Source organism: Streptomyces sp. NPDC012888 (assembly GCF_042900645.1).
GTDB lineage: Bacteria > Actinomycetota > Actinomycetes > Streptomycetales > Streptomycetaceae > Streptomyces.
On record NZ_JBIBBM010000008.1, the window covers coordinates 20,304 to 35,277 of the forward strand.

The window sequence follows — 14,974 nt, forward strand, 5'->3', positions numbered from 1 at the left end:
CCGGGGCCGCCCTCCGGCCCTCCTCAGCCGCCGTACGCGCCGCTCGCGGTCAGCCGCAGCGCCGTGTCGATCAGCGGAACGTGGCTGAAGGCCTGCGGGAAGTTGCCCACCTGGCGCTGCAGCCGCGGATCCCACTCCTCCGCCAGCAGACCGAGGTCGTTGCGCAGGGCCAGGAGCCGCTCGAACAGCTTGCGGGCCTCGTCGACCCGGCCGATCATCGCCAGGTCGTCCGCCATCCAGAACGAACACGCCAGGAAGGCGCCCTCGTCGCCCTCCAGGCCGTCCACACCGGCCTCCTCGCCGGCCGTCGGGTAGCGCAGGATGAACCCGTCCTCCGTGGACAGCTCCCGCTGGATGGCCTCGATGGTGCCGATGACCCGCTTGTCGTCGGGCGGCAGGAAGCCCATCTGCGGGATCAGCAGCAGCGAGGCGTCCAGCTCCTTGGAGCCGTACGACTGGGTGAAGGTGTTGCGCTCCTTGTCGTAGCCCTTCTCGCAGACGTCCCGGTGGATCTCGTCGCGCAGCTCCCGCCAGCGCTCCAGCGGGCCGTCCGCGTCCCCGCTCTCGATCAGCTTGATGGTGCGGTCCACCGCCACCCAGGCCATCACCTTGGAGTGGACGAAATGCCGGCGCGGACCGCGGACCTCCCAGATGCCCTCGTCGGGCTGGTCCCAGTGGGTCTCGAGGTAGCGGATCAGCTTGATCTGGAGCAGCGAGGCGTAGTCGTTGCGGGCCAGACCGGTCATGTGGCCCAGGTGCAGCGCCTCGGTGACCTCGCCGTAGACGTCCAGCTGGAGCTGGTGGGCGGCGCCGTTGCCGACCCGTACCGGCTGAGAGTTCTCGTACCCGGGCAGCCAGTCGAGTTCGGTCTCGCCGAGCTCGCGCTCGCCCGCGATGCCGTACATGATCTGCAGGTTCTCCGGGTCGCCGGCCACCGCGCGGAGCAGCCACTCGCGCCAGGCGCGGGCCTCCTCGCGGTAGCCGGTGCGCAGCAGCGAGGACAGGGTGATCGCCGCGTCCCGCAGCCAGGTGTAGCGGTAGTCCCAGTTGCGGACGCCGCCGATCTCCTCCGGGAGGGAGGTGGTGGGCGCGGCGACGATGCCGCCCGTGGGGGCGTAGGTGAGCGCCTTGAGGGTGATCAGCGAGCGGATCACCGCCTCCCGGTAGGGCCCGTGGTAGGTGCAGTGCTCCACCCACTCGCGCCAGAACTCGGTGGTCGCGGCCAGGGCCGCCTCGGCGTCCGGGACCTCCGGCGCGTCCTTGTGGGAGGGCTGCCAGCTGATGCTGAACGCGATCCGGTCACCGGGGGCCACGGTGAAGTCGGCGTAGGTCGTCAGGTCCTTGCCGTACGTCTCGATGTCGGAGTCCAGCCAGACCGAGTCCGGGCCGGCCATGGCGACCGTACGGCCCTCGGACCGGTGCACCCAGGGCACGATGCGGCCGTAGCTGAACCGCATGCGCAGCGCCGAGCGCATCGGCACCCGCCCGCTGACCCCCTCCACGATCCGGATCAGCTGCGGGGCGTGGTCCTCACGGGGCGGCATGAAGTCGATGACCCGCACCGTGCCGCGCGGCGTGTCCCACTCGGACTCCAGGACCAGCGAGTCGCCGCGGTAGCGGCGCCGGTCGGCGTGCGGGGCGTCGGTGCCCGCCGGCACGGCCGGGCCGATCCGCCAGAAGCCGTGGTCCTCCGTCCCCAGCAGGCCCGCGAAAATGGCGTGGGAGTCGAAACGTGGCAGGCAAAGCCAGTCCGCCGAGCCGTCCCGGCAGACCAGGGCAGCGGTCTGCATGTCGCCGATCAGTGCGTAATCCTCGATGCGCCCGGACACGTTGCAACTCCAGTCGAACAGCCACGTCCGCCCCGAAGGGCGCTTGCATTGCGGGGTTCCGCCGGCGGGCTGGGGTCGTGCCGTCTGCCGGCCTGCTCGGCGGCGATGTGAGCGTTATCCGAGCAGGATAAGACGGCACCCTAGTGATCTCAGCGAGCCCCGGGTGAATGCGTCTACTCCGAACGGGTGAGGGACCGGTGCCGGGCGGGGCGCGCCGGCCGCGCGTGTGGCTCGGAGGCGGACCGTCCAGGTCGCTGATAGGCTGGTACCCCGTGGACCGGGAGTCCGCCTGTGCGAATCAGGGGCCCCGAAACCGCAGCTTCGGCACCTCCGGAAACGGGAGAAGTCGCCGGACGTACCTCACTTCGCGACCACGGGAGCCCCCTCTTGGCGAGCACAGCCATGACGACCAAGCACATCTTCGTCACCGGGGGTGTCGCCTCCTCCCTCGGTAAGGGACTGACGGCCTCCAGCCTGGGTGCGCTGCTCAAGGCCCGGGGCCTGCGGGTCACGATGCAGAAGCTCGACCCGTACCTGAACGTCGACCCGGGCACGATGAACCCGTTCCAGCACGGCGAGGTGTTCGTCACCAACGACGGCGCCGAGACCGACCTGGACATCGGCCACTACGAGCGCTTCCTCGACGTCGACCTCGACGGCTCGGCCAACGTCACCACCGGCCAGGTCTACAACACGGTCATCGCCAAGGAGCGGCGCGGCGAGTACCTCGGTGACACCGTGCAGGTCATCCCGCACATCACCAACGAGATCAAGCACCGCATCCGGCGCATGGCGACCGACGACGTCGACGTCGTCATCACCGAGGTCGGCGGCACCGTCGGCGACATCGAGTCGCTGCCGTTCCTGGAGACCGTCCGCCAGGTCCGCCACGAGGTCGGCCGCGACAACGTCTTCGTCGTGCACATCTCGCTGCTGCCCTACATCGGCCCCTCCGGCGAGCTGAAGACCAAGCCGACCCAGCACTCCGTCGCCGCCCTGCGCAACATCGGCATCCAGCCCGACGCGATCGTGCTGCGCGCCGACCGGGACGTCCCCACCTCCATCAAGCGCAAGATCTCGCTGATGTGCGACGTGGACGAGGCCGCCGTCGTGGCCGCCATCGACGCCAAGTCGATCTACGACATCCCGAAGGTGCTGCACACCGAGGGCCTGGACGCGTACGTCGTGCGCAAGCTCGACCTGCCGTTCCGCGACGTGGACTGGACCGTCTGGGAGGACCTGCTGGACCGGGTCCACAACCCCGACCACGAGGTCACCGTGGCGCTCGTCGGCAAGTACATCGACCTGCCCGACGCCTACCTGTCGGTGACCGAGGCGCTGCGCGCCGGCGGCTTCGCCAACCGGGCCCGCGTCAAGATCAAGTGGGTCACCTCGGACGACTGCAAGACCCCGGCCGGCGCCGCCGCCCAGCTCTCCGACGTCGACGCGATCTGCGTGCCCGGCGGCTTCGGCGACCGCGGCGTGAACGGCAAGGTCGGCGCGATCACCTACGCCCGCGAGAACAAGGTGCCGCTGCTCGGCCTCTGCCTGGGCCTGCAGTGCGTGGTCATCGAGGCGGCGCGGAACCTGGCCGGCATCGAGGACGCGAACTCCACCGAGTTCGACCCGTCGACCCCGCACCCGGTCATCTCGACCATGGAGGAGCAGCTGGCCTTCGTCGAGGGCGCCGGCGACCTGGGCGGCACCATGCGGCTCGGCATGTACCCGGCGAAGCTCGCCGAGGGCTCCATCGTCCGCGAGGTCTACGGCGACCAGGCGTACGTGGACGAGCGCCACCGCCACCGCTACGAGGTGAACAACGCCTACCGCGGCGAGCTGGAGAAGAAGGCCGGCCTGCAGTTCTCCGGCACCTCCCCGGACAACAAGCTGGTCGAGTACGTCGAGTACCCGCGCGAGGTGCACCCCTACCTGGTGGCCACCCAGGCCCACCCGGAGCTGCGCTCCCGCCCGACCCGCCCGCACCCGCTGTTCGCGGGCCTGGTGAAGGCCGCGGTGGAGCGGCAGCAGGGCTGACGCTCGGTAACGTGTGCAGCCGGGGTACGGATCATCCGTGCCCCGGCTGTCGCGTTTCTCGGGAGGGTACGGCCATGTCGGCGAAGGAGATCAGGGACACCGCGGAGACCTGGGAGGTCATCTCGTCCGAGCGGCCGTTCCAGGGTGCGAAGACGGCGGTGGACTCGGAGGAGGTGCGGATGCCCGACGGGTCGGTGGCCCGCCGGGACTACCAGGTCCACCCCGGCTCGGTGTGCGTGCTGGCCCTGGACGAGCAGGACCGGGTCCTGGTGCTGCGGCAGTACCGGCACCCGGTGCGGCACCGGCTGTGGGAGCTCCCGGCCGGCCTGCTCGACGTACCGGGGGAGAACCCGCTGCACGCGGCGCAGCGGGAGCTGTACGAGGAGGCGCACGTCGAGGCGGCGGACTGGCGGGTGCTGGTCGACTTCTTCAACTCGCCCGGCGGGTCGGACGAGGCGGTGCGGATCTTCCTGGCCCGCGGCCTCGCCGACGCGCAGGGCGAGCGGTACGAGGGCGAGGGCGAGGAGGCGGACATGGAGGTCCGCCGGGTGCCGCTGGAGGACCTCGTACGCGGGGTGCTGGACGGCGAGCTGGGCAACGCCGCGCTGGTGGCCGGGGTCCTGGCGCTCCATGCGGCACGGGGGACCGGGGGAGTCGAGGGGCTCCGTCCCGCCGAGGCCCCCTGGCCGGCCCGGCCCTACTCCGCGTGACCGGACGGGGCGCGGGCGCGGACAGCGGACGCGGGAGCCGGGAGCCCCACTCCACCGGTGTGACGATCGGCTGATCCGATCAGGCGACCTGTGCGCCGCGCTCCCCACGGACCGTCGCTCTGCGTGAACTACGCTCGGGATCCCGAAGCGTCGGGCACGGAAAGGAGCAGGCTGTGACGGATTTCGTCGGGCGGCGGCGCGAGCTCAAGGAGCTGCGCGAGGACATCGCCCGGACGGGGCTCGACACCCTCTCCGGACGCAAGGACAAGGCACCCCGGGCCCGCGTGCTGCTCGTCGCCGGCCGGCCCGGCTCCGGCGGCACCGCCCTCGCCGAGGCCTTCGTGCGCGAGGTCGCCGCGGACTATCCCGACGGTGTCCTCCGGGCCCGGCTGACCCTCCCCGGCGGCGAGCGGGTGCCCACCGCGCACACCCTGCGCGAGCTGCTGGAGGGCCTCGGCCGGCCGACCCCGCCGGGCGCGGGCGAGGACGAGCTCGGCACCTCCCTCAACGAGGCCCTCGCCGGCCGCCGGGCGATCGTCCTGCTCGACGACGCCGCGGACGCCCACCAGGTGGACCCGCTCCTCCCCGACGTCCGCGAATGCCTGGTCGTCGTCACCTCGGAGGGACCCCTGACCGGGATTCCGGATGTCCGCCCCTGCACGCTCGGCGGACTCGACACCCCGGCCGCCGTGCGGATGCTCGGCCACCGCATCGGCGACACCCGGATCACCGTGGACCCACGCGCCGCGGAGGCCCTCGCCGAGGAGTGCGGCGGCCGCCCCGCCGCCCTCGCCCTGGCCGGCGGCTGGCTCGCCGCCCACCCCAAGGCCTCCGTCGCCGACCTCGCCAAGCAGCTCCACGACACCCCCGGCGGGGCCGGCGACCCCCTGGCCCGGGCGTTCCGCTTCGTCTACGGGGGACTGCCCCAGCCCGCCCAGCGCAGCCTCCGGCTGCTCCCGCTCGCCCCCGCCGGGCTGATCGACTCCCACACCGCCTCCGCGCTGGCCGGCTGCTCCGTCGCCGCCGCCCAGTCGACCCTGGAGGAGTTCGCCGGGCTCGGGCTGCTCCGCCCCGCCGCCGACGGCCTGTACCTGCTGCCCGGCTGCCTCGCCCCGCTGCTGCGGACCCTCCTGGAGTCCGGCGAGCGGCCCGCCGAGGTGCAGCTGGCCCGGGCACGGATGCTGGAGCGGACCGTCCGGCTGCTCGGCTCCTGCCGGGCCATGGCCGAGGACGACGAGGAAGTCGTCCGGGAGCAGCTGGACGGCCTGCCCCGGCCCCTGCGCTTCCCCGACACCCGGGCCGCCGCCCGCTGGCTGGACTCCCGCCTGCCCGCCCTCAGCGCCTCGGCCCGGCTCGCCGTCGCCGACGGCGAGCTCGACACCCTGGCCCGGCGGCTGATCTCGGCCCTGGTCCACGCCCTCGCCGCGCACCGGGGCACCGCTGACGCCGCCCCCGAGCTGTACTCCCTGCACCGGCTGGTCCTGGACGTGGCCGAGCGGCGCTCCCTGCACCGGGAGAAGGCCGCCGCCCAGCTGTTCCTCGCCGACCTGGACGCCGAGACCGGCCGGACGGCCGAGGCGCTGGAGCGGTACCGGGCCGCGCTGGACGCCGGCCGGGCCGCGAAGGACCCGCTGGCGACCGGCCGGGCGATGGAATCCGTAGGCGGGGCCTACCAGGAACTGGGGGACTACAACCGCGCCGCCGACTGGTTCGGCCGGGCGCTGGCCCACTGCCTGGCCCGCGGGGAGCGGCCCGACGAGGCCCGGCTGTACGGGCGGCTCGGGAACGCCCACACCCTGGCCGGCCGGTACGGGGAGGCGCTGCGCAGCTGGCGGGCGGCAGGTGCCGGCTACCGAAGGCTGGCCGATGTGCCGGGCCAGGCAAAGGCGTTGAGCGAGATGGCCCGGGTGCAGGAGTACGCGGGACGGCCCGAGGAGTCGCTGCACACCTGCCGCGAGGCGGTGGAGCTGGCCCGCCGGGCCGGGGACCTGCGGCTTCAGGCGGCCCTGGAGGTCCGGCTGGCCGACACGCTGGACCGGCTCGGCGACCCGGCGGCGGCCCGGCTGCACCGTTCCACGGCGGATCGACTGCTGGGAGACGACCCAGCGGCCTGCGAAATCCGTAGCGCTTCCGGCCAAGATTATTAGTTTGCAAGGCTAGACACGCGTTAATCCTTCATTAAACTGGCTCCACCACGTCATCTCGTGGTGCATCCCGTTGCGCACCGGTGTAAGCGGGTATGTATGGCATTGCCCCGTTATTTCCCCTGAGCCAAGGACCGTGATCGACGATGAAGGTCGGCATCCCCCGCGAGGTCAAGAACAACGAGTTCCGGGTGGCCATCACCCCCGCCGGCGTGCACGAGCTCGTCCGCAACGGCCACCAGGTCTTCATCGAGCAGAACGCCGGCGTCGGCTCCTCGATCACGGACGCCGAGTACGTCGCCGCCGGTGCCGAGATCCTCGGCACGGCCGACGAGGTCTGGGCCACCGCCGACCTGCTGCTGAAGGTCAAGGAGCCCATCGCGGAGGAGTACCACCGCCTCCGCAAGGACCAGACCCTCTTCACCTACCTGCACCTCGCGGCCTCCCGCGAGTGCACGGACGCCCTGCTGGAGTCCGGCACCACCGCCATCGCCTACGAGACGGTCGAGCTCGCCAACCGCGCGCTCCCGCTGCTCGCCCCGATGTCCGAGGTCGCGGGCCGCCTGGCCCCGCAGGTCGGCGCCTACCACCTGATGCGCTCGGCCGGCGGCCGCGGCGTGCTCCCCGGTGGCGTCCCCGGCACCCACGCCGGCGAGTGCGTCGTCATCGGCGGCGGCGTCTCCGGCTGGAACGCCGCGCAGATCGCCATCGGCATGGGCTTCCACGTGACCCTGCTCGACCGGGACATCAACAAGCTCCGCGAGGCCGACAAGATCTTCGGCACGAAGATCAAGACGATCGTCTCCAACGCCTTCGAGCTGGAGAAGGCCGTCATCGAGGCCGACCTCGTCATCGGTGCCGTACTGATCCCGGGTGCGAAGGCCCCGAAGCTGGTCACCAACGAGCTCGTCGCCAAGATGAAGCCCGGAAGTGTCCTTGTCGACATTGCGATCGACCAGGGCGGCTGCTTCGAGGACTCCCGTCCGACCACCCACGCCGAGCCGACCTTCAAGGTCCACGACTCGGTCTTCTACTGCGTCGCCAACATGCCGGGCGCGGTGCCGAACACCTCCACCTACGCCCTGACCAACGCGACCCTGCCCTACATCGTGCAGCTCGCGAACCTCGGCTGGGCCGAGGCGCTGCGCCGCGACCCCGCGCTGGCCCTGGGCCTCAACACCCATGACGGCCAGGTCGTTTACGGCCCGGTCGCCGAGGCCCACGGCCTCGACTCGGTCGAGCTCCACGCCCTGCTCGGCTAGTCGCGTCAACGACTGACGTCAATCTCACGTATCCGGCCGGACCTTGCAGCCAAGGTCCGGCCGGAGGCGTGTCCGGGTGTGGCGGGGAGCCCGCTCAACTCGCCTCGAACGTAACCCTTTAACCGTTTCGCGCACCCGCGAAACCTTGCGGTGGCGGCCCGTACGCCCTTGACAGAGCGGTGTTCGGTCACCGACACATCGTGCCGGGTCCGGCGGATTGTGTTGCTGCGAAGCGCTGACACGCCATAGAGTCCACAACCGTCGGCATGGTGCCACGCTGACCTATCGATAAGTGTCCTGGTCACGTCCAAGGAGGTAAGACGACTTGTGAATGAGTCGACATTTACTCCTGGGGGTGGTCAAGCAGGTACCCGTGCGCAGGGCCAGGGCCCGGCCGGGCTCGAAGCGGTCGGCTCCGTCGCAGTCCGCACCTTCGCAAACCACCAGCACATGACGACGCCCCCGAAGAGCATGGACGGCCTAGACGTGAACTCCATGGCCGGCGACCGGAGCGGCGAGATGCCCGCCGGTTTCGCCGACTACGACGAGGTGCCCGAGGGGCACTTCTACGACCCCGACGCCGAGTACGAGCCCGACCCCGAGTACGCGGCCACGCTCGCCCCCGACGCTGCCCGGCAGCGCCGCGAGCGGATCGGCCCCACCGGACGGCCACTGCCGTACTTCCCGATCCCGGGTCCGCTGACCGACCACGGTCCGGCGAAGATCATCGCGATGTGCAACCAGAAGGGCGGCGTCGGCAAGACGACGTCGACCATCAACCTGGGTGCGGCGCTCGCCGAGTACGGCCGACGGGTCCTCCTCGTCGACTTCGACCCGCAGGGCGCGCTGTCCGTGGGCCTCGGCGTGAACCCGATGGAGCTGGACCTGACCGTCTACAACCTGCTCATGGAGCGGGGCATGTCGGCGGACGAGGTGCTGCTGAAGACGGCGGTCCCCAACATGGACCTGCTGCCGAGCAACATCGACCTGTCGGCGGCGGAAGTGCAGTTGGTCAGCGAGGTGGCGCGGGAGTCGACGCTCCAGCGCGCCCTGAAGCCGCTGATGAACGACTACGACTACATCGTGATCGACTGTCAGCCCTCACTGGGCCTGCTGACCGTGAACGCCCTGACGGCCGCTCACAAGGTCATCGTGCCGCTGGAATGCGAGTTCTTCGCGCTGCGCGGTGTGGCCCTGCTGACCGAGACCATCGAGAAGGTCCAGGAGCGGCTCAACCCCGAGCTGGAGCTCGACGGCATCCTCGCGACGATGTACGACTCCCGCACGGTGCACAGCCGTGAGGTGCTCGCGCGCGTCGTGGAGGCCTTCGACGACCACGTGTACCACACGGTCATCGGCCGGACGGTCCGCTTCCCGGAGACCACGGTGGCCGGCGAGCCGATCACCACGTACGCGTCCAACTCCGTCGGCGCCGCCGCCTACCGCCAGCTGGCCAGGGAGGTGCTCGCCCGGTGTCACGCCGAGTGAGTCTGCCCGGAGCCGACGAACTGTTCCGTACGACCGGCGGGATGGCCCTGCAGGCCTCCTCGCCGAGGCGGGGTCCGGAGGACGCGGGGACCGCGGCGCCGGAGCCCGAGCAGGAGTCGGCGACGGCAGTGGCCCCCAGCCGGGAGGCTGAGGACCCGGTGGTCGCGGCGCCGCGCAGGCCGCAGGAAGGTTCCGGCCCGCGGCGGAAGGGGCGGGGGGCCAACCGCCGGCCGAGCGGGCGCGAGCGCCACGACGAGAAGATCACGGTCTACGTCTCCGCGGAGGAGCTGATGGACCTGGAGCACGCGCGGCTGGTGCTGCGCGGCGAGCACGGGCTCGCGGTCGACCGCGGCCGCATCGTCCGCGAAGCGGTCGCCGTCGTCCTGGCGGACCTGGAGTCCCGCGGCGACGCGAGCATCCTGGTCCGCCGCCTCCGCGGCCGCTGACCCGCCGCACGGCCCCGCCGGCGCACACACGGGGCTCCGCCCCCTACCCCGCGCCTCGATCGCCGGCGGGGCTGGGTTTGCCCGCCCGGAGCCGGCCCGCAGGACGCGACCCCGGCGGGCCACCAAGCCCGAGCGGCGTTTGAGCGGGCCCGGCCGGAGGCGTGGTCGGGCAGCCGGCGCTCCGCCGGAGCATGCGCTTCGAAACGCCGGGCGGGCCGGCCACCGCCCGGCGGGGCAGCGGGCGGTGGCCCGGTAGGCTGCGGGGGCCGCCCGACGTGACGCCGGAACCAGGATCGACATGCCCCCGAACCACCCCGCTCGGCCCGCCGCCCGGCGCCGCCTGGGCCACGGGCCCGGGGGAGAAGAGCCGGCAGCCGCAGAGCCCGCGGCCGACCCGCCCGCGGCCGACCCGCCCGCGGCCGACGAGCCCTCGGGCGAGCCGGTGGCGGAGCCCGGGGACGGGGGTGGGCGGTTCACGTTGCGGCTCGCGAACTTCGAGGGGCCGTTCGACCTGCTGCTCCAGCTCATCTCGCGGCACAAGCTCGACGTCACCGAGGTCGCCCTTTCCAAGGTGACCGACGAGTTCATGGCCCACATCCGCGCCATGGGCCCCGACTGGGACCTCGACCAGACCACCGAGTTCCTCGTCGTCGCGGCCACCCTGCTCGACCTCAAGGCCGCACGCCTGCTGCCCGCCGCCGAGGTCGAGGACGAGGCCGACCTCGCCCTCCTGGAGGCCCGCGACCTGCTCTTCGCGCGGCTGCTCCAGTACCGGGCGTACAAGCAGATCGCCCGGATCTTCGAGGAGCGCGCCGACGCCGAGGGCCGGCGGTACCCCCGGACCGTGGGGCTCGAGCCGCACCACGCCGAACTGCTCCCCGAGGTGGTCATCGGCATCGGCGCCGAGGGCTTCGCCCGGCTCGCCGTCAAGGCCATGCAGCCCAGGGCCAGGCCCCAGGTGTACGTGGACCACATCCACGCCCCGCTGGTCAGCGTCCGGGAGCAGGCCGAGGTGGTCGTGCGGATGCTGCGCGAGCGGGGCCGGGCCAGCTTCCGGGAGCTGACCGCCGACGCCCCGGACACGCTGACCGTGGTGGCCCGCTTCCTCGCCCTGCTGGAGCTCTACCGGGAGAAGGCTGTCGCCCTCGACCAGGAGCGGGCCCTGGAGGAGCTCACGGTCAGCTGGAGCGGCGGGGACGCCGACAGCCCCGGGGCGATGGTCACCGACGAGTTCGACCGGGTCGTGGAGGAGAGTGACGGAGATGGGTGACACCGGGACGGCCGGCGGGCACGAGCGGGCCGCGCTCAAGCCGGCGCTGGAGGCCGTGCTGATGGTGGTGGACGAGCCGGCCACCGAGGCCCACCTGGCCAAGGTGCTCGGCCGCGGCCCCCGCGAGGTCGCGGACGCCCTCCGCGAGCTGGCCGACGAGTACGACGTCCAGCGGCGCGGCTTCGAGCTGCGGCTGGTGGCCGGCGGCTGGCGGTACTACACCCGCGCGGAGCACGCCCCCGCGGTCGAGGCCTTCGTACTGGACGGGCAGCAGGCCCGGCTCACCCAGGCGGCGCTGGAGACCCTCGCGGTCGTGGCCTACCGGCAGCCGGTCAGCCGCAGCCGGGTCTCCGCGGTGCGCGGGGTCAACTGCGACGGGGTCATGCGCACCCTGCTCCAGCGCGGGCTGGTGGAGGAGACGGGGACGGAACCCGAAACAGGTGCGATCCTGTACAGGACGACGAACTACTTCCTGGAGCGGATGGGCCTCCGAGGCCTGGACGAGCTCCCCGAGCTCGCACCGTTCCTCCCGGAGGCGGACGCGATCGAGGCCGAGACGCAGGAAGGCGTCCCGTCGTTCGATCCGGACGCTCCGGACACTGACGAAGACGACAAGACGACGGACATTTGATGCGAAGCAGCGGCGGCAACGGCGGCAACAGGAACAGCGGCAAGAGCGGCGGGCGCGGTAACCACCGCGGCGCCGGCAACTCGCGCGACGACCGGCAGGGCGGTCAGGGCCAGGCCCGCCCGCGCCGTCCCCGCCCCGAGGAGCGCCGTTACGACGTGGGCCCCGAGGGTGAGCGCAGCGGAGCCGGCCGCTCCGGCGGGGCCCGCGGGAGCGCGGCCCGCGGCGGGGCCAAGGGCGGCCCCCGGACCTCCCAGGGCGGCGGCAAGGCCGACGGCCGCCGCGGCGACGGTCCGCGCGGCGGCGGTCAGGCGCGGCCCCGGGAGTACGACGCCCGGATCGAGGAGCGCAACCGCGAGCGGTACGCGAACAAGCCCGAGATCAAGACGCCCAAGACCTTCCCGGGCGCCGAGCAGGAGGGCGAGCGCCTGCAGAAGGTGCTCGCGCGGGCCGGCATGGGCTCGCGGCGCGCCTGCGAGGAGCTGATCGAGCAGGCCCGGGTCGAGGTCAACGGCCGGATCGTCACCGAGCAGGGCATGCGGGTGGACCCGCAGAAGGACGAGATCAAGGTGGACGGCCTGACCGTCGCCACCCAGTCCTACCTGTTCTTCGCGCTGAACAAGCCCGCCGGTGTCGTCTCCACCATGGAGGACCCGGACGGCCGCCAGTGCCTCGGCGACTACGTCACCAACCGGGAGACCCGCCTCTTCCACATCGGCCGGCTCGACACCGAGACCGAGGGCATCATCCTGCTCACCAACCACGGCGAGCTGGCCCACCGGCTGACGCACCCCAAGTACGGCGTGAAGAAGAAGTACCTCGCGGCCATCACCGGCCCGCTGCCGCGGGAGATCGGCAAGCGGCTGCAGTCCGGCATCCAGCTGGAGGACGGCTACGCCAAGGCCGACCACTTCCGCGTGGTCGACCAGGTCGGCAAGAACTACCTGGTCGAGGTGACCCTGCACGAGGGCCGCAAGCACATCGTCCGCCGGATGCTGGCCGAGGCCGGCTTCCCGGTCGAGAAGCTCGTCCGGACCGCCTTCGGCCCGATCGAACTCGGCGACCAGAAGTCCGGTTGGCTGCGGCGGCTGACCAACACCGAGGTCGGCATGCTGATGCGCGAGGTCGGCCTGTAGCCGGTCCCGACCGTCCCGGGCGGAGCCCGCGGTGCCCGTGGCACCGCGGGCTCCTTCCTTTTTCCGGCCCGGACGCCGCCCGCGCCTTGCCGTGGTCGCACCCTCCTGTTTATAGTCAGGTAGACCATTAATCGACGGGGGGAGCGGGGGGCGTCATGGGGCGGACGGACGGTCGGCGGGCCTGGACCCACGGGGGTGGACCAGGACCCGCCGACGCTCCCCCCGGCCCACCGGCGAGCGGGGCGGGCGCGGCCGACGGCGTCGGCGGGTACGACCCGCGGGCCTTCGAGCCGTTCGCGGTGACCGCGGACCTCGCCGTGTTCACCGTCCGCCACGGGACCCTGCACGTCCTGCTCATCCGACGCGGCGGACAGCCGTACGAGGGGGCCTGGGCGCTGCCCGGCGGGTTCCTGCTGCCCCGGGAGTCGGCCGAGACCGCCGCCCGGCGCGAGCTCGCCGAGGAGACCGGCCTGGCGGCGGACCTCGTGGCGGCCCTCCACCTGGAACAGCTGCGCACCTACAGCGAGCCCGACCGGGACCCGCGGATGCGGGTGGTGTCGGTCGCCTTCACCGCCCTCGTGCCCGATCTGCCCGAGCCCGTCGAGACCGGCGGCGGCGACGCCGACCGCGCCCGCTGGGCCCCCGTGGACGAGACCGGACCCCTCGCCTTCGACCACGACGCGATCCTCGCGGACGCCCGCCGACGGGTCGGCGCGAAGCTGGAGTACACCTGCCTGGCCACCGCGTTCTGCCCGCCCGAGTTCACCCTGGGGGAGCTCCGCGCCGTCTACGAGACGGTCTGGGCCGCCCCCCTCGACCCGGCCAACTTCCGCCGGAAGGTGCTCGCCACCCCCGGCTTCGTCGAAGCCGTGCCCGGCGCCGCCCGCCTCACCGGCGGCCGCGGCAAACCGGCCGCCCTCTACCGCGCCGGACCCGCCACCGCACTCCACCCACCCCTGCTCCGCCCGGAAGGACACCGAGGATGACGACCACCAGGACCCCGGCCAAGCGGTCCGCGACCGGCGCGCTCATCGGCCTGGCGCTGGGCGACGCACTCGGCTTCCCGACCGAGTTCAGCGACGTGCCCGGCATCCTCGCCAAGACCGGCCCCTGGCGGGAGATGCCGCTGCCCCGCCCGGCGATCGTCACGGACGACACCCAGATGACCCTGGCCCTGGCGCGCGGCATCCGCACCGCCACCGACCGCGGACGGATCGCCCCGCTGCGGCTGACCCGCCCCGTCCGGGAGGAGTTCGTCGACTGGTACCAGTCGCCGGAGAACAACCGCGCCCCCGGCAACACCTGCCTGCGGGCCTGCAGCCTGCTGAAGGACCCGCAGCGGGACTGGCGCGACGCCAGCCAGACCGGCTCCAAGGGCTGCGGGGCCAACATGCGCGTGGTGCCGGTGGGCCTCGTCCCCGGCTGGACGGAGGAGGAGCGGGCCGGCGCGGCCCAGCTCCAGTCGGCGCTGACCCACGGCCACCCGACGGCCCTCGCCGCCTCCGACCTGACCGCCCACGCCGTGTTCCTGCTGGCGCAGGGCGTCGAAGTGACGGGCCTCGTCGGCCGGTTGCGGTCGTACGCCCTCCAGCAGCGCACCCGCTACCACGAGCGCTGGCTCGGCGACCTGTGGACGCGCACCCCCTCGGACGCCTCGCCCGAGTCCTTCATGGCGCGCGGCTGGGACGAGTGCCTGGCCGTCCTCGACCGGCTCGCCGCCGCCCTGCGCGACCCGGCCCCCGAGCTGGACCCCTGCCTGGCCACCGGCGACGGCTGGATCGCCGAGGAGGCCCTCGCCACCGCCCTCCACTGCTTCCTGCTGTTCCCGGACGAACCGCTCCTCGCGCTGCGCCGCGCCGCCTGCACCAAGGGCGACTCCGACTCGATCGCCTGCCTGGCCGGTGCCTTCGCCGGGGCGTACCTGGGGGCCGACGTCTGGCCGAGGGACTGGGAGGGTCGGATCGAGTACCGGGACGAGCTGCTGGAGTTCGGGGCGCTCTGGGACGCGCCGGCCGCGTAGCGCGCCG

General features: G+C 72.7%; 12 protein-coding genes. 11 read left to right on the forward strand and 1 reads right to left on the reverse strand.

Annotation, left to right across the window (positions count from 1 at the left end):
• Positions 1 to 23 precede the first annotated feature (23 nt).
• Positions 24 to 1,829, reverse strand: a complete 1,806-nt coding sequence (locus ACFY61_RS15985; protein WP_389472125.1) for a glycoside hydrolase family 15 protein — start codon at positions 1,827 to 1,829, stop codon at positions 24 to 26.
• A 402-nt stretch (positions 1,830 to 2,231) separates the two neighbouring features.
• On the opposite strand from ACFY61_RS15985, the gene ACFY61_RS15990 reads away from it, so the two are divergent.
• The 11 genes from ACFY61_RS15990 (at position 2,232) to ACFY61_RS16040 (ending at position 14,967) form a co-directional block, all read left to right on the forward strand.
• Positions 2,232 to 3,863: a CTP synthase gene (locus ACFY61_RS15990; RefSeq protein ID WP_389472128.1), complete on the forward strand. Its 1,632-nt coding sequence runs from the start codon at positions 2,232 to 2,234 to the stop codon at positions 3,861 to 3,863.
• Between the two features lie 74 nt (positions 3,864 to 3,937).
• On the forward strand, positions 3,938 to 4,573 hold the full coding sequence (locus ACFY61_RS15995) for an NUDIX domain-containing protein (protein ID WP_389472131.1): 636 nt from the start codon (positions 3,938 to 3,940) through the stop codon (positions 4,571 to 4,573).
• Between the two features lie 173 nt (positions 4,574 to 4,746).
• Positions 4,747 to 6,720, forward strand: a complete 1,974-nt coding sequence (locus ACFY61_RS16000; protein WP_389472133.1) for a tetratricopeptide repeat protein — start codon at positions 4,747 to 4,749, stop codon at positions 6,718 to 6,720.
• Between the two features lie 143 nt (positions 6,721 to 6,863).
• A complete protein-coding gene (gene ald, locus ACFY61_RS16005; RefSeq protein ID WP_389472135.1) occupies positions 6,864 to 7,979 on the forward strand; it encodes an alanine dehydrogenase in 1,116 nt (371 codons plus the stop codon).
• Positions 7,980 to 8,306: 327 nt separating this feature from the next.
• Positions 8,307 to 9,467, forward strand: coding sequence for a ParA family protein (locus ACFY61_RS16010; protein ID WP_389472138.1), 1,161 nt, complete (start codon positions 8,307 to 8,309; stop codon positions 9,465 to 9,467).
• Positions 9,464 to 9,913, forward strand: coding sequence for a hypothetical protein (locus tag ACFY61_RS16015; RefSeq protein ID WP_389472714.1), 450 nt, complete (start codon positions 9,464 to 9,466; stop codon positions 9,911 to 9,913). Before ACFY61_RS16010 ends, ACFY61_RS16015 begins: the two co-directional genes overlap by 4 nt.
• A 298-nt stretch (positions 9,914 to 10,211) precedes the next feature.
• On the forward strand, positions 10,212 to 11,183 hold the full coding sequence (locus ACFY61_RS16020) for a segregation and condensation protein A (RefSeq protein WP_389472140.1): 972 nt from the start codon (positions 10,212 to 10,214) through the stop codon (positions 11,181 to 11,183).
• Positions 11,176 to 11,814, forward strand: coding sequence for an SMC-Scp complex subunit ScpB (gene scpB / locus ACFY61_RS16025; protein ID WP_389472142.1), 639 nt, complete (start codon positions 11,176 to 11,178; stop codon positions 11,812 to 11,814). Before ACFY61_RS16020 ends, scpB begins: the two co-directional genes overlap by 8 nt.
• Positions 11,814 to 12,947 carry a pseudouridine synthase gene (locus ACFY61_RS16030; protein ID WP_389472144.1) on the forward strand — a complete coding sequence of 378 codons (1,134 nt, stop codon included), beginning with the start codon at positions 11,814 to 11,816 and terminating at the stop codon, positions 12,945 to 12,947. The genes scpB and ACFY61_RS16030 overlap by 1 nt, the downstream gene beginning before the upstream one ends.
• Positions 12,948 to 13,102: 155 nt before the next feature.
• Positions 13,103 to 13,933 (forward strand): NUDIX domain-containing protein, encoded by an 831-nt coding sequence (locus ACFY61_RS16035; protein ID WP_389472147.1) that lies wholly within the window; start codon positions 13,103 to 13,105, stop codon positions 13,931 to 13,933.
• The gene (locus ACFY61_RS16040; RefSeq protein WP_389472149.1) at positions 13,930 to 14,967 is read left to right on the forward strand and encodes an ADP-ribosylglycohydrolase family protein; all 1,038 of its coding nucleotides are present in this window, start codon (positions 13,930 to 13,932) and stop codon (positions 14,965 to 14,967) included. The genes ACFY61_RS16035 and ACFY61_RS16040 overlap by 4 nt, the downstream gene beginning before the upstream one ends.
• Positions 14,968 to 14,974: the final 7 nt, after the last annotated feature.

Excerpts from the sequence above, each read along its gene's own strand:
- ACFY61_RS15990 (WP_389472128.1), top strand. The coding sequence starts at position 2,232 with ATGACGACCAAGCACATCTTCGTCACCGGGGGTGTCGCCTCCTCCCTC.
- ACFY61_RS15995 (WP_389472131.1), top strand. The coding sequence starts at position 3,938 with ATGTCGGCGAAGGAGATCAGGGACACCGCGGAGACCTGGGAGGTCATC.
- ald (WP_389472135.1), top strand. The coding sequence starts at position 6,864 with ATGAAGGTCGGCATCCCCCGCGAGGTCAAGAACAACGAGTTCCGGGTG.
- ACFY61_RS16020 (WP_389472140.1), top strand. The coding sequence starts at position 10,212 with ATGCCCCCGAACCACCCCGCTCGGCCCGCCGCCCGGCGCCGCCTGGGC.
- scpB (WP_389472142.1), top strand. The coding sequence starts at position 11,176 with ATGGGTGACACCGGGACGGCCGGCGGGCACGAGCGGGCCGCGCTCAAG.
- ACFY61_RS16030 (WP_389472144.1), top strand. The coding sequence starts at position 11,814 with ATGCGAAGCAGCGGCGGCAACGGCGGCAACAGGAACAGCGGCAAGAGC.
- ACFY61_RS16035 (WP_389472147.1), top strand. The coding sequence starts at position 13,103 with ATGGGGCGGACGGACGGTCGGCGGGCCTGGACCCACGGGGGTGGACCA.
- ACFY61_RS16040 (WP_389472149.1), top strand. The coding sequence starts at position 13,930 with ATGACGACCACCAGGACCCCGGCCAAGCGGTCCGCGACCGGCGCGCTC.